Source organism: Alloyangia pacifica, from assembly GCF_003111685.1.
Taxonomy (GTDB): Bacteria; Pseudomonadota; Alphaproteobacteria; order Rhodobacterales; family Rhodobacteraceae; genus Salipiger; species Salipiger pacificus_A.
The window spans coordinates 1,982,139-2,001,661 of the sequence record NZ_CP022189.1; the positions used below are offsets into that span (position 1 = coordinate 1,982,139).

21 protein-coding genes are annotated in these 19,523 nt (G+C 68.8%); 7 read left to right on the forward strand and 14 right to left on the reverse strand.

Features of this window, described 5'->3' with window-relative positions; translation table 11 throughout:
* Positions 1-156 precede the first annotated feature (156 nt).
* The gene (locus tag CEW88_RS09535) at positions 157-1,302 is read right to left on the reverse strand and encodes an alpha-D-ribose 1-methylphosphonate 5-triphosphate diphosphatase (RefSeq protein WP_108966254.1); all 1,146 of its coding nucleotides are present in this window, start codon (positions 1,300-1,302) and stop codon (positions 157-159) included.
* A 72-nt stretch (positions 1,303-1,374) separates the two neighbouring features.
* On the opposite strand from CEW88_RS09535, the gene CEW88_RS09540 reads away from it, so the two are divergent.
* Positions 1,375-2,058, forward strand: coding sequence for a DUF1045 domain-containing protein (locus tag CEW88_RS09540; RefSeq protein WP_193989027.1), 684 nt, complete (start codon positions 1,375-1,377; stop codon positions 2,056-2,058).
* On the opposite strand, the gene phnN is transcribed toward CEW88_RS09540, so the two are convergent.
* The 8 genes from phnN to phnG all read right to left on the reverse strand — a co-directional run bounded on the left by phnN (position 2,040) and on the right by phnG (position 7,494).
* Entirely contained in the window at positions 2,040-2,594 is a 555-nt protein-coding gene (phnN, locus tag CEW88_RS09545) for a phosphonate metabolism protein/1,5-bisphosphokinase (PRPP-forming) PhnN (protein ID WP_108966258.1), read from the reverse strand. The genes CEW88_RS09540 and phnN overlap by 19 nt on opposite strands.
* On the reverse strand, positions 2,591-3,274 hold the full coding sequence (gene phnL, locus CEW88_RS09550) for a phosphonate C-P lyase system protein PhnL (RefSeq protein ID WP_108966259.1): 684 nt from the start codon (positions 3,272-3,274) through the stop codon (positions 2,591-2,593). Before phnL ends, phnN begins: the two co-directional genes overlap by 4 nt.
* Positions 3,275-3,338: 64 nt before the next feature.
* Positions 3,339-4,109 carry a phosphonate C-P lyase system protein PhnK gene (gene phnK, locus CEW88_RS09555; protein ID WP_108966261.1) on the reverse strand — a complete coding sequence of 257 codons (771 nt, stop codon included), beginning with the start codon at positions 4,107-4,109 and terminating at the stop codon, positions 3,339-3,341.
* Complete coding sequence (locus CEW88_RS09560; protein ID WP_108966263.1) at positions 4,106-4,975, reverse strand: alpha-D-ribose 1-methylphosphonate 5-phosphate C-P-lyase PhnJ; 870 nt, start codon at positions 4,973-4,975, stop codon at positions 4,106-4,108. Before CEW88_RS09560 ends, phnK begins: the two co-directional genes overlap by 4 nt.
* Positions 4,972-5,376 carry a hypothetical protein gene (locus tag CEW88_RS09565; protein ID WP_108966265.1) on the reverse strand — a complete coding sequence of 135 codons (405 nt, stop codon included), beginning with the start codon at positions 5,374-5,376 and terminating at the stop codon, positions 4,972-4,974. Before CEW88_RS09565 ends, CEW88_RS09560 begins: the two co-directional genes overlap by 4 nt.
* The gene (locus tag CEW88_RS09570) at positions 5,373-6,464 is read right to left on the reverse strand and encodes a carbon-phosphorus lyase complex subunit PhnI (RefSeq protein ID WP_108966267.1); all 1,092 of its coding nucleotides are present in this window, start codon (positions 6,462-6,464) and stop codon (positions 5,373-5,375) included. Before CEW88_RS09570 ends, CEW88_RS09565 begins: the two co-directional genes overlap by 4 nt.
* On the reverse strand, positions 6,464-7,045 hold the full coding sequence (gene phnH / locus CEW88_RS09575) for a phosphonate C-P lyase system protein PhnH (RefSeq protein WP_438839464.1): 582 nt from the start codon (positions 7,043-7,045) through the stop codon (positions 6,464-6,466). Before phnH ends, CEW88_RS09570 begins: the two co-directional genes overlap by 1 nt.
* On the reverse strand, positions 7,045-7,494 hold the full coding sequence (phnG, locus tag CEW88_RS09580; protein ID WP_108966269.1) for a phosphonate C-P lyase system protein PhnG: 450 nt from the start codon (positions 7,492-7,494) through the stop codon (positions 7,045-7,047). The genes phnH and phnG overlap by 1 nt, the downstream gene beginning before the upstream one ends.
* 114 nt (positions 7,495-7,608) lie before the next feature.
* Between phnG and phnF the strand changes: the two genes are divergently transcribed.
* From phnF to CEW88_RS09600, 5 genes are all read left to right on the forward strand, one after another.
* The gene (gene phnF / locus CEW88_RS09585; protein ID WP_108966271.1) at positions 7,609-8,337 is read left to right on the forward strand and encodes a phosphonate metabolism transcriptional regulator PhnF; all 729 of its coding nucleotides are present in this window, start codon (positions 7,609-7,611) and stop codon (positions 8,335-8,337) included.
* A gap of 76 nt (positions 8,338-8,413) precedes the next feature.
* Positions 8,414-9,595: an alpha-D-ribose 1-methylphosphonate 5-triphosphate diphosphatase gene (locus CEW88_RS09590; RefSeq protein ID WP_108966272.1), complete on the forward strand. Its 1,182-nt coding sequence runs from the start codon at positions 8,414-8,416 to the stop codon at positions 9,593-9,595.
* A gap of 104 nt (positions 9,596-9,699) precedes the next feature.
* Positions 9,700-10,506, forward strand: coding sequence for a substrate-binding domain-containing protein (locus CEW88_RS09595; protein WP_254694380.1), 807 nt, complete (start codon positions 9,700-9,702; stop codon positions 10,504-10,506).
* Between the two features lie 39 nt (positions 10,507-10,545).
* A complete protein-coding gene (locus tag CEW88_RS25110; protein ID WP_302664664.1) occupies positions 10,546-10,677 on the forward strand; it encodes a hypothetical protein in 132 nt (43 codons plus the stop codon).
* A 120-nt stretch (positions 10,678-10,797) separates the two neighbouring features.
* Entirely contained in the window at positions 10,798-13,071 is a 2,274-nt protein-coding gene (locus tag CEW88_RS09600) for a methyl-accepting chemotaxis protein (protein ID WP_108966274.1), read from the forward strand.
* A 48-nt stretch (positions 13,072-13,119) separates the two neighbouring features.
* Here the strand turns inward: CEW88_RS09600 and CEW88_RS09605 are convergent, their stop codons facing one another.
* The 5 genes from CEW88_RS09605 to phnC form a co-directional block, all read right to left on the reverse strand.
* A complete protein-coding gene (locus CEW88_RS09605) occupies positions 13,120-13,752 on the reverse strand; it encodes a chloramphenicol acetyltransferase (RefSeq protein WP_108966276.1) in 633 nt (210 codons plus the stop codon).
* Entirely contained in the window at positions 13,753-15,063 is a 1,311-nt protein-coding gene (gene phnE / locus CEW88_RS09610; protein WP_108966278.1) for a phosphonate ABC transporter, permease protein PhnE, read from the reverse strand.
* Between the two features lies 1 nt (position 15,064).
* Positions 15,065-15,931, reverse strand: coding sequence for a phosphonate ABC transporter, permease protein PhnE (gene phnE / locus CEW88_RS09615; RefSeq protein ID WP_108966280.1), 867 nt, complete (start codon positions 15,929-15,931; stop codon positions 15,065-15,067).
* A 99-nt stretch (positions 15,932-16,030) separates the two neighbouring features.
* Positions 16,031-16,930 carry a phosphonate ABC transporter substrate-binding protein gene (gene phnD, locus CEW88_RS09620; protein WP_108966282.1) on the reverse strand — a complete coding sequence of 300 codons (900 nt, stop codon included), beginning with the start codon at positions 16,928-16,930 and terminating at the stop codon, positions 16,031-16,033.
* 50 nt (positions 16,931-16,980) lie between these two features.
* Positions 16,981-17,799 (reverse strand): phosphonate ABC transporter ATP-binding protein, encoded by an 819-nt coding sequence (gene phnC, locus CEW88_RS09625; RefSeq protein ID WP_108966284.1) that lies wholly within the window; start codon positions 17,797-17,799, stop codon positions 16,981-16,983.
* Between the two features lie 305 nt (positions 17,800-18,104).
* Between phnC and CEW88_RS09630 the strand changes: the two genes are divergently transcribed.
* Positions 18,105-19,496, forward strand: coding sequence for a hypothetical protein (locus CEW88_RS09630; RefSeq protein ID WP_108966285.1), 1,392 nt, complete (start codon positions 18,105-18,107; stop codon positions 19,494-19,496).
* Positions 19,497-19,523 lie beyond the last annotated feature (27 nt).

The window sequence follows — 19,523 nt, forward strand, 5'->3', positions numbered from 1 at the left end:
GCCCTTTTTTCTTGCAGAGCTAAGGGGATGCAGTTGCCGAGGGGGCGCTGCCCCCTCGCCGCGGTGCGGCTCACCCCATACGTATTTTGCAAGAGAAGAACGACAGGACGCCTGCCGCTGCCCTTCTTCTCTTTTCAAATCCGCACTTCCCGCGTCTCAGGCCACGCGGCGCCCGTGGCTCCAGACGCCGCGCAGGCAGGGCTGCCCCTCGATCCGGCGCAGGCGCACCACGTCGGCCAGAAGCCCCGGCGCAAGCCGCCCCCGGTCGTCCAGCCCCGCGGCGGCGGCGGGCGCCGCGCTCACCGTGGCAATGCCGCGCGGCAGGTCATCCCAGAGGTCCGCCAGCAGGAAGGCCGCCCCCATCAACGCCGCCGGCACGTAATCCGACGAGACGATGTCCAGCAGGTCCAGCCGCGCCAGTTCCTCTGCCGCGACATTGCCCGAGTGCGAGCCGCCGCGGATCAGGTTCGGCGCGCCCATCATCACCGCGATTCCCGCCGCCTTGCAGGCCCGTGCCGCCTCGACCGTGGTCGGGAATTCCGCCAGCCGCACGCCATGGTCGCGGCTGGTCCCGACATGCCCTGCGGTCGTGTCGTCATGGCTTGCCAGCACCGCGCCGAGCCGCCGCGCCGCCGCCACCGCCCCAGCCTCATGCGCCGCGCCGAGTTCGCTGCGCAACCGGGTCAGATGGCCGACATGGGCGTCGAAATCATCGGCGCTCAGCCCGTGCTTGCCGCACATGTAATCGCGGTATTTCTCGATATCGCGGAACTGGCGCTGGCCCGGTGTGTGGTCCATCAGCGACAGGATGCCCACCCGGTCCTCGGCACCGAACTCGGCCAGTTCCTCGAGGAGCGTCTCCGAACAGGTCTCGGCCCTCAGGTGCAGGAAGTGGCTGATCTTGAGCATGTCGCGGCCGCGCGCCGCGAGCAGCTCGCCCGCCAGAGCCCGCGCGTATTTGCCGTATTTCGACTTTCGGTCGGTCACCACCGAGCCCACGCGCATGGCGTCGAAGACCGTGGTGATGCCGCAGGCGGCAAGCTCGGCATCATGCGCGAGGATCGCCGCCATATGCGGCCAGGTCACCTTGGGGCGCGGCTGCATGTGGCGCTCGAGGTTGTCGGTGTGCAGCTCGATCAGCCCGGGAATCAGCAGATCGCCGTCGCAGTCCTCGGCCTCCGCCGCCGTGGTGGTCGTTCCGGGATTGATCGCCTCGATCCGTCCCTCGTTCATCACCAGCGTGCCGGCGATCACCTCGTTCTCGAGCACGATCCGCGCATTGCTCAGGATGGTCCGTGCCATGGTCTACCTCTTTCTCTCGGCGCTCTTTGCGCCGTCATGCAACTGTGACATGACGCTGTCATGACGCGCGCCATGCATGATTTTTCCCGTTACGCCATCTACTATGCCCCGCAGCCGGGGCCGCTGGCAGAGTTCGCCGCCGCCTGGCTGGGCTGGGACCCCGCCCGCGGCGCCCTTGTTCCGCACCCGGCGCTGCCCGGGCTGCCGCGCCCCGTCGCCGAGATCACCGAGGCGCCGCGCAAATACGGCTTCCACGGCACGCTGAAGCCGCCGATGCGGCTGACCGGCAGTGCCGAGGCGCTGCACGCCGACCTTGGCACGCTGGCCGCCCGGCTGGCGCCGGTCACCCTGCCCGGGCTGGCGCTCACGCGGATCGGCAGCTTCCTCGCGCTGACCCCCCTTGGCGATGCGACGCCGCTGGCGCGCCTCGCCGCCGAGGTGGTCGAGGCGCTGGACCCGCACCGCGCGCCGCCTTCCGACGCCGAGCTGGAGCGCCGCCGCCGCAGCCGCCTGAGCCCGGCGCAGGAAGAGAACCTGGCGCGCTGGGGCTATCCCTATGTGATGGAAGAGTTCAAATTCCACCTCACGCTCACCGGCAAGTTGGCCTTCGGCGAGGCCGAGCGGGTGGCCGAGACGCTGCAGCCGGTGCTCGCCCCGCTGCTGCCGCAGCCGTTCGACATTCGCGACCTGTGCCTCTTCGGCGAGGCGGAGGACGGGCACTTCCACCTGCTGCACCGCTACGCCCTCACCGGCTGAAGCAGGGCGACCAGCCGGGCCGCAGCGATCTCCAGCGGCCCGGAATTGTCGATCTCGTGCACCTTGAGCCCCTGGTTGATCTGCGGCGGCAGCGGCAGCGCCGCGCGAGAGAGCCGCGCCGTGATCTCCGCCGCGCTTTCGCGCCCCCGCGCCGCCAGCCGCTCTGCCAGCACCTCGGGGCGGGCGGTCACGTGCAGCACCTCGAGCTCGGGCAGAACCTGCGCCGCCTGCTCAAGCGCGCCGCGCGAGCCGTTGAAGACCACCGGGCGGCCCTTCGCGCGCGGCGCCAGTTCGGACCAGCGGATGCCGTAGCGCAGCCCGTGCGCGCCCCAGTGCAGGGCGAAGTCGCCCTCTTGCAGCATCTCTTCGAACCTCTCCTCCGAGACCGCAAGGCAGGGCTCGCCCCCGGCTTCGGCCGCGCGGGTCACCACGCGCTGAACCACCTGCAGGCCCGGCACGCGCGCCGCCGCCTCGGCGAGGAGGCTGTCCTTGCCCACACCGGACGGGCCGACGAGGGCGAAGACCCGCCCCCTCATGCCGCCCGCGCCGAGGTAAATCCGCTGACGTCGATCTCCCGGTCGCAGACCTTCTCCCGCGCTTCGGCGTCATGGAAGATGCCGATGATCGCCGCACCGCGCGCCTTGGCCTCCGTGATCAGCTCCAGCACAACTGCGCGGTTGGTGGCGTCGAGCGAGGCCGTCGGCTCGTCGAGCAGCAGCGCCGGGAAGCCGTGGGCGAAACCGCGCGCGATATTGACCCGCTGTTGCTCGCCGCCCGAAAATGTGGTGGGCGAGAGGCTCCAGAGCCGCTCGGGGATGTTGAGCCGCGCCAAGAGCTCGCGCGCCCGCGCCTCGCCCGCCGCGGCGCTGCCGCCCGCGGCAAGTACCGGCTCTGCCACCACCTCGAGTGTCGGCACCCGCGGCACCACGCGCAGGAACTGGCTGACGTAGCCCAGCACCTCGCGGCGCAGCGTCAGGATCTCGCGCGGCTCGGCTTTCGCCACATCCACATCGCCAACCATGATGCTCCCGGCCCCGGCAAGGTAATTGCCGTAGATCATCCGCATCAGCGTGGACTTGCCCGCGCCGGAATTGCCCACCAGCGCCACGCATTCCCCGGGCGCCACCGAGAGCGACGCGCCCTCCATCACCGGGATCACCGCGCTGCCCTGGTTGTGCAGCACGAAGCTCTTCGACACGTCCGAGATCCGGATCATCGCTTCTGTCCCTCTTCTCTTTCCAAATACGCAGACCCCGCCCGCACCACGGGCATCGACCGGCTCATACCTGCAGCACGCTCGACACCAGCAGCTGCGTGTAGCCATGCTGCGGGTCGTCGAGCACCTGGTCGGTGAGGCCGGTCTCGACCACCTGCCCGCCCTTCATCACCATCAGCCGGTCTGCGAGCAGCCGCACCACCGCCAGATCGTGCGTGACGATCACCGCCGAGAGCCCCATCTCGCGCACCAGACCGCGCAAGAGGTCCAAGAGGCGCGCCTGCACCGAGACGTCGAGGCCCCCGGTGGGCTCGTCCATGAACACCAGCCGTGGGCCGGTGACGAGGTTACGGGCGATCTGCAGGCGCTGCTGCATGCCGCCCGAGAAGGCGCGCGGACGGTCGTCGACACGGTCCTCGGAGATCTCGACCCGGCCCAGCCAGTCGATGACCTGTTCGCGGATGCCTTCGTAGTTGCGCGCGCCCACGGCCATCAGCCGCTCGCCGACGTTGCCGCCCGCCGAGACGCCCATGCGCAGCCCGTCGCGGGCGTTCTGATGCACGAAGGCCCAGTCGGTGCGCGCCAGCATCCGCCGCTCGGGCTCTGACATGGTGAGCACGTCGCGCGGGCCGCCCGCGCGGGTGTCGAAGACCACCTTGCCCGCATCCGGGGCGAGCTGGCCTGAGAGGCACGACAGCAGTGTCGACTTGCCAGAGCCGCTCTCGCCGACGATGCCCATGACCTCGCCCGGCCAGAGATCGAAACTCACGTCGCCGCAGCCGAGCCGCGCGCCGTAGTGCTTGGTGACGCCCTGAACGGAAAGCAGCGGGGTCATGCGTGTTCCTCCTGCGGGGAGAGCGCACCACGGTGCCCTTGGGCCTGCCGCGAGGCGCAGAAATCGGTGTCGGAGCAGACGAACATCCGCCCGCCCGCATCATCGGTGATCACCTCGTCGAGGTAACTGGTGCCGCAGCCGCAAAGATCGCAGTCATGATCGGCCTTGCTGGGCTCGAAGGGATGGTCCTCGAAATCGAGGCTGACCACCTTGGTATGTGGCGGCAGCGCGTAGATACGCTGCTCGCGCCCCGCGCCGAAGAGCTGGATCGACCCGCTTTCGAGCTTGGGGTTGTCGAACTTGGGGATCGGCGAGGGGTCCATGACGTAGCGGCCCTCGACCTTCACGGGGTAGGCATAGGCCGTCGAGATGGCGCCATTGTGGGCGATATCCTCGTAGAGCTTGACGTGCATCAGCCCGTATTCCTCGAGCGCGTGCATCTTGCGGGTCTCGGTCTCGCGCGGCTCGAGGAAGCGCAGCGGCTCGGGGATCGGCACCTGATAGACGAGGATCTGCCCTTCCCCGAGCGGCTGCTCGGGGATGCGGTGGCGGGTCTGGATCACCGTCGCCTCGGCAGTGTGCTCGGTGGTCTCCACCTCGGCGGTGCGCTCGAAGAACTTGCGGATCGAGACGGCGTTGGTGGTGTCGTCGGCGCCCTGGTCGATGACCTTGAGCCGGTCCTCGGGGGTGAGGCAGGCGGCAGTCACCTGCACGCCCCCCGTTCCCCAACCATAGGGCATCGGCATCTCGCGGCTGGCAAAGGGCACCTGATAGCCCGGCACCGCCAGCGCCTTGAGCAGCGCGCGGCGGATCATCCGCTTGGTCTGCTCGTCGAGATAGGCGAAGTTGTAGGCCTGATCGGTCATGACTCTGGCTCCTCGCCGAAGAGATAGATTTCACCCCAGACGATCTCGTCGCCCAGCTCGGGGTCGCTGAAGGCTTCCAGAAGCCCCTCGTCGACTGCGCCGTCCTCGTCGAGCGGCAGGTCCGAGGGGACCGAGATCAACCGCACGTCCTCGATGCTGCTCGCCACGCCGCCGCATTCCGCGACATGCTCGGAGAGCTGCACCTCGACCTCGGCCGGGGAATTGGCCGAAAGGCAAATCCACAGCACCGCCAGCGCCGCGTCCTCGTCCACCTCTCCCTCGTCATCTCCGAAAAAGGGACAGGGCGTGCCCGGCATGCGGACCACCTCGACCAAGGCGCAGTACCAATCTTGACCCTTCGGCAGTTCGGGCAGTTTCGCCCCGTGATAACCCTTGCTCATTCCGCAGCCTCCTTGATTTTTGCTGTGCCCAGAGCCTCTGCCCGCATCTTGCGGACCAGTTCCAGCTCGGACTGAAAATCGACGTAGTGCGGCAGTTTGATATGTTCGAGGAAACCTGTCCCCTGAATATTGTCGGAATGGGCCAGAACGAACTCCTCGTCCTGCGCCGGGGCGCCGATGTTCTCCTCGCCAAGCTCCTCCCAGCGCAGCGCCCGGTCGACCAGCGCCATGGAGATCGCCTTGCGCTCGGTCTGGCCAAAGACTAGCCCGTAGCCGCGGGTGAACTGCGCCGGCTCGGTCTTGGAGCCGGCGAACTGGTTGACGGTCTCGCATTCGGTGAGCGTAAGCTCGCCGATGCAGACGGCAAAGCCCAGCTCCGGCACCTCCATCTCGACTTCGACCGCGCCGATGCGCAGCTCACCGACGAAGGGGTGATTGCGGCCGTAGCCACGCTGGGTGGAATAGGCCATGCCCAGCACGAAGCCCTCGTCGCCGCGGGTCAGCGCCTGCAGCCGCAGCGGACGGCTCGCCGGGTATTCCATCGGCTCGCGCGTCATGTCGGGCGGCGGGGCGTCGCTGCGCGGCTCGTCCTGGATCAGCCCGTCCTTGTTCAGGAACTCGGTCACCCGCGGCGTCGGCTCGCGGCGCGGCTCGGCGGCGAGCGCGCGTGGCGCCTCGCCCTCGGCCTCTAATGCGAAGTCGAGCAGGCGGTGCGTGTAATCGAAGGTCGGCCCCAGCACCTGCCCGCCGGGCACGTCCTTAAAGGTCGCGCTGATGCGGCGGTCGCAGAGCATCGCGGTGGTGTCCACCGGTGCGGAATGGCCGAGCCGCGGCAGCGTCGTGCGGTAGGCGCGGATCAGGAAGATCGCCTCGATGAGATCGCCGCGCGCCTGCTTGATCGCCAGCGCCGCGAGGTCGGGATCGTAGAGGGAGCCCTCGGCCATAACCCGGTTCACCGCCAGCGCCATCTGCTCGCGGATCTGCGGCACGGTGAGCTCGGGCACCGCGGGATCGCCGCGCCGCTCCTCGGCCAGCCAGTCATGCGCCGCGTCGATCGCGCGCTCGCCGCCTTTCACAGCCACATACATCAGAGCGTCTCCACTTTGGTTGTCCGCGGCAACGCCGCCAGCTTGTCGTCCGCGGTGAAGTAGCAATCCCAGCCGAGCGGGAAGCGCAGCGCATTGCGCCTGAAGGCCTCGGTCTCGGGAAGAGTCAGCGCCGCCTCGGTCTCGATGCCCGGGCCGGTGAGTTTCATGCCGGCGCTCTCCAGCCTGTCCACCTCGACGATCAGCGTCACCGAGCGGTCGGGGTATTCGGCGGTGCCGATGCGGTAGCGGTCCAGCGGCCTCAGCGTCTCCCAGCTGCCGAGGGCGAACATCGCCTCTTCGGCGGGCACGACCGGCGCGCCGATGTGGAAGGCGATCCAGCGCTTCAGCGCCGCGCCGTCGCAGCCGGGTGCGAGGTGGATCGGCGTCTCGCGGTCGCAGAGGGTCAGCAGGAGCACCGCTGCCGCCGTGGAGATCCCCGGCGCCTCGGCGCCCGCGACCGTCTCGATCCGGCCCGGCCGTGCCATCGCCTCGAGCGCCGCGCGGAAGGCCCGCGCCGCCTGCACGGGGGCGTCGGCAAAACCGCCCGTGAGCACATCGCCTGTCAGAATGTCGGACTGCATCATTCCCCCCGCACCATGGTGAAGAAATCCACCTTCGTCGCCGCGGCCTTCGCCGCCCGCGCCGCGCGCCGCGCCGCTTCCTCGGCGGCCAGAGGCGCCAGCACCCGGGCCTGCATTTCTTCGGCCCGCGGACCCTGCATCAGCGCGTCGACCAGCGCCGCGCGCTCGGCATGGCTGCGCCCCCGGCCCTGCACATGGGCATGGCCCACCTCGCCGCTTTCCAGCCGCAGCGCGCACCGGGTCACCGTCATCTCGCCGAGGTTGAAGGGGGCGCCGGTGCCGCCCATGCGGCCGCGCACCATGACGCCGCCGGTCTCGGGCACCCGCAGCCAGTCGAAGCCGGGCAGCTCCGCGCCCTCGAGCAGCGCGTTAAGCCGCTCGGCCGGGGCACGCGCCAGCAGGCCCATCCAGCCCTGCCGCGCGGCGATTTCCTGTTCAGGAGTTTCCATCTGGACACCTTGCCGATTTGTCTAGATAACTATACAACTAGACACGTGATACGCCCTTCGACCCGAGTCGGGCAAGCGCTCATCGCGTGAAATTTCGGTGACAGAGGTCCAACCATGCCCCGCTCTCCCGTCTGGCACGCCATTGCCACAACCCTCGAAAGCGAGATCTCGCGCGGCCATTATCGCCCCGGCGACAAGCTCCCGACCGAGGCCGAGCTGGCCACGCGCTTCGGGGTGAACCGGCACACGGTGCGTCATGCGCTGAAAGACCTCGGCGACCGCGGCCTCACCCATTCCCGGCGCGGCGCCGGGGTCTTCGTGCGGATGGCGCCGATGGACTACCCGATTGGCGGGCGCACGCGCTTCAGCCAGAACGTCCGCGCCTCGGGCCGGCTGCCCGACCGCAGGCTGCTGCGGATGGAAACCCGCCCCGCCGACAGCACCGAGGCCGAAGCGCTGCAGCTTGATCCTGGCGAGCCGCTTCTGGTGCTCGAGGGCGTCTCTCTGGCCGGTGGCGTCCCGATGGCACATTTCGTCTCGCTCTTCCCCATCGGCCGCCTGCCCGGCCTCGACGAGACCCTGCGCGAGGTGAACTCGGTCACCGAAGCGCTGCGCCGCCATGGCATCACCGATTACACCCGCGCGCAGACGCGGCTCACCGCCGAGCCCGCCTCGGCCACGCAGGCGCTGCACCTCAACCTGCGCGAGGGCGAGCCGCTGCTCCGCTCGACCTCGATCAACCTCGGCCCCGACGGCGCGCCGGTGGAGCAAGGGCACACCTGGTTCGCGGGCGACCGCGTGGCGCTCACGATCAGCCATGAGGAAACGGGCGCCGCAAGGTGAGCCGCCGTCACGCCCATGACACAGACGCCGGGTAGAACCGCCTGAAATCCCAGAGCAGCCATGGCGGGTGACAGACATGACGGCCCTACTCCCTCCCCTGCGTCTCACCGGCGCAGCCCTCCTGCGCGACGGCGAGATGCAGAAGCGCTCTCTGGTGATCGAGGGCGGCGTGATCAGCAAGGGGCCGCTGCCAGAGGTGGACCTTTCGGGGAACCTCATTCTGCCGGGCATCATCGACCTGCACGGCGACGCCTTCGAGCGCCATATCGCGCCGCGCCCCTCGGCCCTCTTCCCGATCCTCGCTGGACTGCGTTGGACCGATCGCGAGGCCGCCGCCCATGGCGTCACCACCGCCTGGCTGGCGCAGTGCTGGAGTTGGGAGGGCGGCATGCGCGGCCCGGAGTTCGCCGAAGAGGTGATGGCCGCCCTCGCTGCCTACCGCCCGCAGGCCCACACCGATCTGCGCCTGCAGATCCGCTGCGAGACCCATATGCCCGACACGCGCGCGCGCATGCTCGAAGCAATCCTCGCGCATGGGGTCGATTACGTGGTGTTCAACGATCACCTGCCCGAGGCGCTCGAGGTCGCCGACCGCGATCCGCACCGGCTCGCGCTCTGGGCCGAGCGTGCCGGCGAGACGCCCCAGACCTTCGTCGCCCGGCTGCGGGAGGCCCGCGCCCGTTCGCGCGATGTGCCCCGCCACCTCTGCGCGCTGGCCGAGAGCTTCGACGCCCATGACATCCGCTACGGCAGCCACGACGATCCGGACGGCGACACCCGCGAATACTACCGTCTGATCGGCGCCCGCATCGCAGAGTTCCCGACCACCGTCAGCGCTGCCAAGCTCGCCCGCGCCTTCAACGATCCGGTGCTGATGGGGGCGCCCAACGTGGTGCGCGGCCGCAGCCAGGCAGGCAATGTCTCGGCCCAGCACCTGATCGCCGACGGGCTCTGCGACGCGCTGGTCTCGGATTACCACTACCCCTGTCTGGCCGAGGCCGCCTGGACGCTGGTTGACAAGGGGATGAAGACGCTGCCCGAGGCCTGGGCGATGATCTCGACCACCCCGGCCGAGATCATGGGACTGGTCGACCGTGGCAGCCTCGAGCACGGCAAGCGCGCCGACTTCGTGGTGGTGAACGCGGAGAGCCGTGCCATCGAGGCGACGGTCTGCGGCGGCCGGCTGACCTATCTCGCCGGCGAGGCGGGCGCCCGGCTGGTCTCGGCGATGCAGCGCCGGCGCATGGCCGCCGAGTAACGCCGGCCGGCGGCTTCGGGCCGTCGTCGCCTTAAGCGGTTGTTCAACTCTCCTGTCGTAAGACCCCGGCACCCCCGACCACGCCGGAGACAGGAGTCCGTGCCATGCCCCGCCCCGCTCTCCTTCGCAGGCTGCGCCATCTGCTGCTGCTGGCGCTGCTGCTCGCCACGGCGCAGGCGCAGGCGCAGGCACAGGCACAGGCACGGGCCGAGGGACGGATCAGCATCATCGTCAACAACCCCGAGAACCCCTATTGGGCCGCAGAGGGGGACGTGGCGAAGGCCACGGCGACCGAACTCGGCTACAAGGCCGTCGTCACCGCGCATGAGGGCAATCCGCTGATCGAGGGCGCCCGGGTGGACGCCGCCATCGCCGCCGGGGTCGATGCGATCATCCTCGACCCCGCCGACGCAACCGACTCCGCCGAGACGGTCAGGCGGGCAAAGTCGGCGGGCATTCCCGTCTTCATCGTCAACGCGGGCCTGGCCATGCCGGGGCTCGCGGTGGCGCAGCTCCTGTCGAACAACGTGCAGGGGGCGGAACTCGGCGCGCGCCGCTGGCTCCGGGCGATGGGGGAAACGGGCAGCTACGTGGAGTTGCTCGGTGCCGCCGCCGATCCCAATGCCGCCATCCGGCCCAAGGGCTTTGGCAATATCCTCGGCGCGGCGGAGGGGCTGCACCGCGTCGCTGCGACACCCGCCGATTGGAACCGCACGCGCGCCTACGAGGAAACCCGGAAACTCCTGGCCAGCCATCCGCAGATCACCGGGGTGATCGCCGGCAATGACGAAATGGCGCTTGGTGCCGTCGCCGCCCTGAAGGAGGCGGGGCGGCTCGCTTCGGTCACGGTGGGCGGCTTCGACGGCTCGCCCGACGCGGTGACCGCGGTGACCGCGGACGAACTGGTCTAAACGCTGCTGCAACCCGTCGCCATCTTCGTCGAGGAGGCGGTGCGCCGGGCGGACCACTACATCCGCACCGGCAAACCCCGCGAAAAGCGCGAGATCCAGCTTTTCGACTGCCTGCTGATCGACGCCGGCACGGCCGACAACATGCCGTCAGCTTTCGAGCTGGGCGACTGACTGTCCCGCGTGACAACGCCGGAGCCGCGCCGGTTAGGCGCTTGTTCAGCCTTTCATGGTTGAAAGATCCCACCGGCGGGCGCCCCGCCCGAACCCCGCCAGCAGCAATAGGAACACGGCATGTCCCGCCTGCGCAGCCTCTCTGTCGCTCTCAAACTGCCCCTCCTGATGATCGCGATCGCGATCTTCTGCCTCGGCGTCGCGGGGGCAATTGCCTACAAGGTCTCGCTCGCGCAGCTGATGCAGGAGGTGAGTTTCCGCCTCGCCGCCGTCCGCGACACCCGCGCCGCGCTGCTCGAAGATTGGTTCGACGACAAGCTCGCTGCGCTCCGCGACATCGCGACGCAAGCCCACACCATCGAGGCAGCGAGCAGCTTCCTCAGCACTTACAACAGCCTTGGCCCCGGGGCGAACGACCACCTGCGGCGCAGTTACGTCGATGAAAACCCCAACCCGCCCGAGGCCCGCGACGCCCTGGAAGAGGCACCGGATGCCACCGCCTATTCGCTTTTCCACAAGAAGTTCCATGCTGCCTTCCGCAACGACGTCGAGACCCTGGGCCTGCGCGACCTGCTCATCGTCTCGGCCACGGGCGATGTGATCTACTCGGTGCGCAAGCAGGGTAACTTCGCCACGCACCTTGGCGAGGACGGCGGCGCGTTCGTCACTGCGGTCCGCGCCGTGCTGGCCGAGGGTGCGGCGTTCGGGTTCGCCGATTTCACCGCGGAGCCGGCGCTCGGCGGCGCTGTGGCGGGCTTTGTGGCGCTGCAGCTGGACAATGAATGGGGGGATCTGGGCGCGGCGCTGGTCTTCGAACTCGATGAGGCAGAGATCGGAAAGATCCTCGCGATGCCTTCGGCGCTCACCGCCACCACGCGTATCGAGCTGATCGGCCCGGACCACACCCGGCGCAGCACCGGCCGCCTCTCTGGCGGGACCGGCGCGCTCGGCAGCGCCGCGCCGGACAATCCGGCGATCAGCGCCGCGCTCTCCGGCGAGAGCGGCGTCACCGAGCTTGCGCTGCCGGGTGGCGAGAGCTTTCTCGCGGCCTTCCAGCCGGTCCGCCTCGGCCCGCCCGAGGCGTCCGGCGGCACAAGCTGGGCGCTGCTCGCCGCGGAACCTTCCGAGGTGATCGCGGCAGGACCGCGTGCCCTGCTCGGCAAGCTGGTGCGTGCCGCGGTGCCGGCGCTCATCGTCGCCCTGCTGGTTGCGGTGCTCGCGGCGCGCAACATCGCCCGCCCGCTGGGGCGGATCACCGCCGCCGTGGGCGAGGTCGCGGCGGGTCAGTACGACACCGAGATCCCGGCGCGCAAACGCGGCGACGAGATTGGCCGCATCGCCCGCGCACTCGACGCCCTGCGCCACGACCTGCGGCAGAGCCGGGATGACCTGCAATCCGGCGCCAGCACCCGCGCCGCGATGCAAAGCGCCCAGGCGTCCGTGGTGGCGGCGCTGCAGACAGCCCTCTCCCGACTTGCCGAGGGCGATCTCGGCAACACCATCAGGCAGGATTTCCCCGAGGACTACGCGCGCCTGCGCACCGATTTCAACCGCGCGACAGACCGGTTGCAGCAGGCGATGATCGATGTGTCGCAAAGCGCCGAGGCGATCAACCACGACGTCGATCACATCACCCAGGCATCCGAAGAGCTGGGCCAGCGCACCGAACGCCAGGCGGCCACGGTCGAAGAAACCGCCGCCGCGCTCGACCAGCTCACTGCCTCGGTCTCGGAGTCGGCGAAGAACGCCGCGGAGGTGGACGGCCTCGTCGGAAAAGCGCGCGAGGACGCGCAGGCCAGCGGCGAAGTCGTCCGCGAGACCATTGAGGCGATCGGCGTCATCGAAGCCGCGTTTCAGCAGATCTCAGGCAATATCAGGGTGATCGACGACATCGCCTTTCAAACCAACCTGCTGGCACTCAATGCCGGGGTCGAGGCGGCGCGGGCCGGAGACGCGGGCCGGGGATTCGCGGTTGTCGCCTCCGAGGTGCGGCTGCTCGCGCAGCGCTGCTCCGAGGCGGCGAGCGAGATCAACACGCAGATCACCGCCTCGTCCGACCACGTGCAGAACGGCGTGCGGCTGGTCGGACGCACCGGCGGCGCCTTGAAGGAAATCATCGACTCGATCCGCACCATCGCCGACCGCGTCACCACCATCGCCGAGTCGGCGCGCGAGCAGTCCACCGGCCTGTCGGAACTCAACAGCGCGGTGAGCGAGCTCGACATGACAACCCAGAAGAACGCGGCGATGTTCGAGCAGACCTCCGCCGCCAGCTCGGACCTGCGCGAGGCCGCGCAGGCGCTTCGGCAGAACGTCGGCCGCTTCAAACTCGGCAGCCGCGCCGAAGACTGGTCCGCGGAAACGGCCGGGACGCGACACGCCGCCTCTGCCTGAGGCCAGGCAACCCGGCGCAAGCGTGAAGCGTCGTCTCCCCCGGCCGGATCAGGCGGGGTCGACCGATTCCGTCTCGTATTTCTCGAGAAATGCCTCTGCAGGCAAGGCCCGGAAATCCGCCAGGCGCGCGCGCAGCACCTCGTGCGGCCAGTCCCACCAGGCCAGCGCCACCATGCGCTCTGCCACCTCCGGCGCGAACCGTGGGCGCAGCGGCTGCGCGGGCACCCCGGCGACGATGGTATAGGGCGCCACGTCCCGGGTCACCACCGCCGAGGAAGCGACCACCGCGCCATGGCCGATGGTCACCTCCGGGCGCACCACGGCGCCATGCCCGATCCAGGTGTCATGGCCGATGCAGGCGCGGCGGGCGTGACGCGCGGCGAAGAAGTCTTCGTCTCGGCTGGTGTCGTCCCAATAGTCTTCGGACCGATAGAGAAAATGGTGCAACGAGGCGTTGCCCATCGGGTGGTCGGTCGGCCCGATGCGGGTGAAGCTGGCGATATTGGCGAACTTGCCGACCGTCACATTCGCCAGATCGGCGTAGCGATCGCAGTAGGAATAGTCGCCCATCTCCACCCGTTTCAGCCGCGAGCCACGACCGATCTCGACATAGGCGCCAAGTTCCGAGCCGGTGATCTCGCAGTCCGGGTGGATGAAGGGATCAGGTCCAAGACGCGGCATTCAAAGCCCCTTGATGAGTTTGCGGCGCAGCCAGCCAGAGGCGCTGTCCATCGCCATGACCATGAGGATCACCAGGATGATGTAGTAGGTCACCTCTTCCCAGTCCTTCTGGGTGATCATCGCCTGGGTCAGCAGCAGACCGATGCCGCCGCCGGTGATCGCGCCGATGATGGTCGCCGAGCGGGTGTTAGATTCCAGGAAGTAGAGCACCTGGCTGACCAGCACCGGCACCACCTGCGGGATCACCCCGAAGCGGTAGCGCTGGATCGGCTTGGCCCCGGTCGAGGCGACGCCCTCGATCTGCTTGCCGTCGACATTCTCGAGCGCCTCGGAAAACAGCTTGCCAAAGGAGCCAGTGTCTGTGAGCAGGATCGCCAGCGCCCCGGTCATCGGCCCCGGCCCGAAGGCGCGGCTCAGCACGATGGTCCAGATCAGCCCGTCCACGCCGCGCAGGAAATCGAAGACCCGGCGGGCGGCGAAGCGCAGCGCCATGAGCGGCGCGAAGTTCTTCGCCGACAGGAAGGCCAGCGGCAAGGCAACCAGCGCCGCGCCCATGGTGCCGAGGAAGGCCATGAGGAGCGTCTCGAAAAGCGCCCAGGCGACGTCGCTGTGGCGCCACATGGCGTTGCCCCAGAAGTCCTGCCAGGCGCCGGCGAGGTTGCCGCGCGCGGGGTCGATCTGGGCGCCGAAAAGGATCTCGCCCAGGCCATGCCCGTGATAGGGGCTGTCGAGGGTGAAGAAGAACAGCTCCCAGCCCGGGAAGTAGCGGAAGAGCTCGGTCTTGGACCGGGTCAGCGAGACCCGCGCGCCGTCGGTGGTGACCTGCAGCCGCGAGGTCGATGCCGAGATCCACTCCGGCAGGCCGTCTTCGGGCAGGTTGCTGACGATATTGCGGCCTTCGAGACGCGCCTCGATCAGACCAAAGCCCGGCACGTCCCAGCGGAAGCCGTTGCCGGGCAGCACGATCACCTCCTGCCCGCCTTCCAGCGCAACGCGGATGGCGCCGCCGTCCTGCGGGATGACCCAGTCGGGCGTCGTCCCTTCGGGGTATTCACCCTTGCGTTCGCCCTCGATGGCGACGGCGACGCCGCCGCTGCGGTTGTCGCGGGTGACATGGGTCTTGTAGCTCCAGGTGTCGGCGAGCAGCGTGCGCGCATTGTCCCAGCGCGCCCGCTCGGCCAGCCCGGGCAAGTCGAAGACGAAGAAGATATAGGCCAGATAGGCCAGGATCACGGCGGGCAGGCCGAAGGCGAGGAACCTCTTGCGGCGGAAGAGCCGGTCGGCAAAAGCGTAGAGCGCGGCGTCAGCCATCTCAGTGGCCTCCCTTGCTGGACGAGATCATGGCACCCCGCACATGGCTCGAAAGCTGGTCGAAGACGACGATGGTCAGGAAGAGCAGCAGGAAAATCGCCGCCGCCTCGTCGAAGCGGCCCTTGCCCCAGGCCATGGCGTTGCGCAGTTCGTAACCGATGCCCCCCGCCCCGACGAAGCCAAGGATGGCCGAGGCGCGGATGTTGATCTCGAAGCGCAGCAGCGCGTAGCTGAAGTAGTTGGGCGAGACCTGCGGCACCACGCCTAGCCACATGCGCTGCAGCCAGGTGCCCCCGACCGAGCAAAGGCCCTCGACCGGCTTGAGATCGGCGTTTTCATTGACCTCGGAGAAGAGCTTGCCGAGCGCCCCGGCGGTGTGCAGCGCGATGGCGAGCATTGCGGGCACCGGCCCGCCGCCCAGCACGAAGATCAGCACCAGCGCAACGACGATCTCGGGCACGGCGCGCAGGATGTCCATGAACCGGCGAAACACAGGGATCAGACGCGGCCAGCGCGCCAGCCCCCGGGTCGAAAGCAGCGACAGCACGATGGCCCCGGCCGTCCCCAGCAGCGTCGAGACCGCGGCGATGTTGATCGTCTCGACCAGCGCCGGGAAGTAGCGCACGAGGTGGCCGGGCAGCCGGTCGAGCTTGGGCAGCGTGTCGGCGATCACGTCGGCGGGAAAGTCGAAGATCTGCGGCAGGCCGCTCCAGAACCCGCCCGCGTTGCGCGCGTCGGCCAGCATGAAGCCGGAGATCATGAGCAGGGCAAAGAGCGCGAGCGTCAGCCCGCCATAAAGGCGCCTTTGCGCCATCAGGGCCATGTAGTGGCCGCGCGTGTCGTGCGGGGCGTCTGGGGTCTGGGTCATCAACGGGTCCTGCAGCGGCGAACGGGCGGCGCATGCCGCCCGCGCGACCGGTAAACGAAAAGGACCCCGCGCGGCGGCGGGGTCCCTCGGGTCTTGTGATCAGTTGATCTTCGAGCGGCGTGCCGCGACGATCGATTCGTATTCGGCGTGGGTCACCGGGATGAAGTCCTTGGCGTCGCCCGCCGCAACGCCGTAAGCGCAGTCGGGGTCTTCTTCCCAGAGGTTGGCGGTCAGCTCGGTGACGGTATCCTTCACGTCCTGCGGCAGCGCCTTGCGGATCACGAAGGGGCCTTCGGGGATGATGTTCGACTGCCAGATCTGCACCAGGTCGTTCATGTCGACGAGGCCGGCGTCCACGGCCTTGCGCAGCGCGCCCGAGTTGTAGCCGTCTTCCCAGTTGCCCTGGCCGTCGGCCCAGGTCACGCCCGCCTCGACGTCGCCATTGTTGACCGCGACGATGGTCTGCTCGTGGCCGCCGGTGAAGACGACGTCGCCGAAGTAGGTGCCCGGGGTCATGTCATAGCCGGCCGCGGCGATCTCGATCGACGGGATCAGGTAGCCCGAGGTCGAGTTCGGATCGCCGAAGCCGAACTTCTTGCCCTTGAGGTCCTCGAGCGAGGTCACGCCGCTGTCGGCGCGGGCGAAGCCGATCGAATAGTAGCCGATGGAACCGTCGAGGTTCTGTTTGACCAGCACCGGCTCGACCGCCTCGGGGTCGGCAATGTAGGTGCCGGCATAGGAGGAGGCGCCCATCCAGGCCGCGTCGATGGTGCCGCCGAGCAGGCCCTGCATCACGCCGTTGTAGTCGGCCGGGGTGAAGACCTTCACCTCGACGCCGAGGGCTTCGGCGATCTTTTCGGCGAAGCACTGGTTCGAGGTCATGCGGTCCTGGGCGTTCTCGCCGCCGAGGATGCCGAGGCGGAATTCGGTGATCTCCTGTGCCTGGGCGGCGCCCACGAGCACGGTGCTGGCCAGAGCCGCTGCGATCAGTTTCTTCATCTTCTGTCCCTCATGTCAGGTATTGGGCCCGTCCCGATGGGCCCGGGTGATCAGACCGCGACTTCCGCAGCCCGGATTTCCGCCGCGACCACCGGGTCGCGGATCTCGGTAGAGGTGGCGTTCTCCGAAAAGTCGGCGCCCGCCCCGTAGATGTCGCGCGCCACGCCGGTGGTCAGCTGCGCCGGGGTACCGTCGAAGACGATCCGCCCGTCGCGCATGCCGATGACCCGGTCGCAGTAGCGCCGCGCCGTATCCAGCGTGTGCAGGTTGGCGATGACCATGCGGCCGTCCTCGTCGTGGATGCGGCGCAGGTCCTGCATCACCAGCTGGGCGTTCATCGGATCGAGCGAGGCGATGGGCTCGTCGGCCAGCACCACCTTGGGATCCTGCATCAGCGCCCGGGCAATGGCGACGCGCTGCTGCTGACCGCCCGAGAGCGCCTCGGCGCGCTTGGCCGCATGGGCTGCGATGCCGAGCCGCTCGAGGATGTCGATGGCGCGGTGCACGTCCTCGCGCGGGTAGAGGTTGAACATCGTCGCCAGCGTGTTACGGCGCGCGAGCGTGCCGTGCAGCACGTTCGACACCACGTCCATGCGCGGCACGAGGTTGAACTGCTGGAAGATCATCGCGCAGTCGGACTGCCAGAGCCGCTTCTCGCTGCCCTTGAGCTGCAGCACATCGCGGCCCTCGAAGACCAGCGTGCCCTCGGTGGCGTCGGTGAGGCGGTTCATCATCCGCAAAAAAGTCGACTTGCCGGCGCCGGAGCGTCCGATGATGCCGATCATCATCGGGCGGTCGACCGTAAAGCTCGCCCTGTCCACGGCGGTGTTCGCGCCGAAGCGCTTCGTCAGGTTCTCGACGGTGAGCATGATTTCCCCTGTCTGTCCGGAACGGTGTCTCGCCCCGAACCGTATCGAGGCTGTGACGGCGGGGATTCGATTGCGTATCATTTGGATGAAGCTTTCGTGACAGGCCGGCAGTACGGCCCGAACGATGCCCCGGCGCCGCTGCCGCGCCTGAAAACCACGCAGGTGGCCGCGGCTCCGATACCCCCGGGCCGGTCTCGAGCCGGAGCGCCGACCCCGGGGCATTGCCCTCTCCCGGCAAGGATGGTCTATGTCCGGACAAAAGCCCGCACGAGACTGGAATCCGCACCGTGCCCACGCGCCTGCCCGTGTCCCCCACGCCCCTCGCCCGCCTGACCGGACTGCTGCTGGGGCTGATCACCTGCCTCGTCGTCGTTCAGGAATGGCATCTCACCGGCCCGCTCAATTTGCTGGTCGTGCCAGCGGTGACGCTGCTGGTGGGCCTGCTGACGCTGCAGGTCGCGCCGGGGCGCCGGCTCTTCGTCGCCCTGGCGGTGCTGCTCGGCTTCGCGCTGATCTGGCGGGTACCGGACTGGCAGGCGGTGCTGCTCAAGGCCTTTCACTCGGCCGCCTTCATCGCTGCCTTCTTTGCCGCGCTCGCCACGCTGCGCAGCGCCGCGCAGCAGGCCCCCTCGATCCGCGCCGCCGGCAACTTCCTCGCGCTGCAACCGCCCGGGCGGCGGTACCTCGCGCTGACCCTCGGCGGACAGGCCTTCGCGTTGCTGCTGAACTACGGCGCCATCGCGCTGCTCGGCAGCCTCGCCACCGCCGCCGCCCAGGACGAGCCCGATGCCGAGATCCGCAGCCACCGCACCCGCCGCATGCTGCTGGCGATCCAGCGCGGGTTCGTCGCATCGCTGCCTTGGTCGCCCATGTCCTTTTCCGTCGCCATCACCACCGCGCTGATCCCCGGTACGAGCTGGGGCTCGGTGGTGCTGCCCGCGCTTGGCACCTCGGCGCTGATCACTCTGACCGGCTGGGCACTCGACACGATCTTCAAGCCAAAGCTCTCGCAGCCCGCCGCGCCGCGCGCCGCGCCCAAGGGAAGCTGGGCGCTGATGAGCCCGCTTCTGGTGCTGCTCGGCCTGTTGGGGGTCTCGGTGCTGGTCCTGCAATCGCTCACTGGCCTGCGGATCATCGCCATCGTCTTGCTTGTCGTGCCGACCATGGCCACCTGCTGGGTCCTTTTGCAGAAGCGCGGCGGCGGCGCCCCGCTGCAGAGCCGCGCCGCCGAATTCGTCTTCCGCGAGCTGCCGTCCTACCGCGGTGAGGTCACCCTTCTGATGATGGCCGGCTTCATCGGCACCGTCGGCGCGCCGCTGCTGGCGCCGCTGGTCAAGGCCTCGGGTTTCCACCCCGAGGACCTGCCCCCCGCGCTGGTGCTGGTCAGCTTTGTCTGGATCATCCCGCTGCTCGGTCAGCTTGGCATGAACCCCATCCTCGCGGTCACGCTGATCGCACCGCTGGTGCCGCATGCGGACCAGCTCGGAGTGTCGCCCGAGGTCATCGTCGTCGCGATCACCGCCGGCTGGGCGCTCGGCGGCATCAGCTCGCCCTTCACCGCCACCACCCTGCTGATCGGCAGCTTCGGCAACGTCAGCGCCCGCCACGTCGGCCTGCGCTGGAACGGCGGCTACATGCTGTGCCTGCTTGTCCTGCTCTCGGCTTGGGTTCTCGTCCTCGGCCACCTCCTCAACTGAGCTTCGCCAACTGTACCATTGAAAGTC

Coding starts and splice junctions, on each gene's coding strand:
- phnE (WP_108966278.1), bottom strand. CDS start 15,063: ATGGCTGACGCCGCGCTCTACGCTTTTGCCGACCGGCTCTTCCGCCGC.
- CEW88_RS09595 (WP_254694380.1), top strand. CDS start 9,700: ATGCCCCGCCCCGCTCTCCTTCGCAGGCTGCGCCATCTGCTGCTGCTG.
- CEW88_RS09540 (WP_193989027.1), top strand. CDS start 1,375: ATGCATGATTTTTCCCGTTACGCCATCTACTATGCCCCGCAGCCGGGG.
- phnE (WP_108966280.1), bottom strand. CDS start 15,931: ATGACCCAGACCCCAGACGCCCCGCACGACACGCGCGGCCACTACATG.
- CEW88_RS09590 (WP_108966272.1), top strand. CDS start 8,414: ATGACGGCCCTACTCCCTCCCCTGCGTCTCACCGGCGCAGCCCTCCTG.
- phnC (WP_108966284.1), bottom strand. CDS start 17,799: ATGCTCACCGTCGAGAACCTGACGAAGCGCTTCGGCGCGAACACCGCC.
- phnH (WP_438839464.1), bottom strand. CDS start 7,045: ATGCAGTCCGACATTCTGACAGGCGATGTGCTCACGGGCGGTTTTGCC.
- CEW88_RS09605 (WP_108966276.1), bottom strand. CDS start 13,752: ATGCCGCGTCTTGGACCTGATCCCTTCATCCACCCGGACTGCGAGATC.
- CEW88_RS09600 (WP_108966274.1), top strand. CDS start 10,798: ATGTCCCGCCTGCGCAGCCTCTCTGTCGCTCTCAAACTGCCCCTCCTG.
- phnG (WP_108966269.1), bottom strand. CDS start 7,494: ATGGAAACTCCTGAACAGGAAATCGCCGCGCGGCAGGGCTGGATGGGC.
- phnL (WP_108966259.1), bottom strand. CDS start 3,274: ATGATCCGGATCTCGGACGTGTCGAAGAGCTTCGTGCTGCACAACCAG.
- CEW88_RS09535 (WP_108966254.1), bottom strand. CDS start 1,302: ATGGCACGGACCATCCTGAGCAATGCGCGGATCGTGCTCGAGAACGAG.
- CEW88_RS09570 (WP_108966267.1), bottom strand. CDS start 6,464: ATGTATGTGGCTGTGAAAGGCGGCGAGCGCGCGATCGACGCGGCGCAT.
- CEW88_RS09560 (WP_108966263.1), bottom strand. CDS start 4,975: ATGACCGATCAGGCCTACAACTTCGCCTATCTCGACGAGCAGACCAAG.
- phnK (WP_108966261.1), bottom strand. CDS start 4,109: ATGACCCCGCTGCTTTCCGTTCAGGGCGTCACCAAGCACTACGGCGCG.
- phnN (WP_108966258.1), bottom strand. CDS start 2,594: ATGAGGGGGCGGGTCTTCGCCCTCGTCGGCCCGTCCGGTGTGGGCAAG.
- phnD (WP_108966282.1), bottom strand. CDS start 16,930: ATGAAGAAACTGATCGCAGCGGCTCTGGCCAGCACCGTGCTCGTGGGC.
- CEW88_RS09565 (WP_108966265.1), bottom strand. CDS start 5,376: ATGAGCAAGGGTTATCACGGGGCGAAACTGCCCGAACTGCCGAAGGGT.
- phnF (WP_108966271.1), top strand. CDS start 7,609: ATGCCCCGCTCTCCCGTCTGGCACGCCATTGCCACAACCCTCGAAAGC.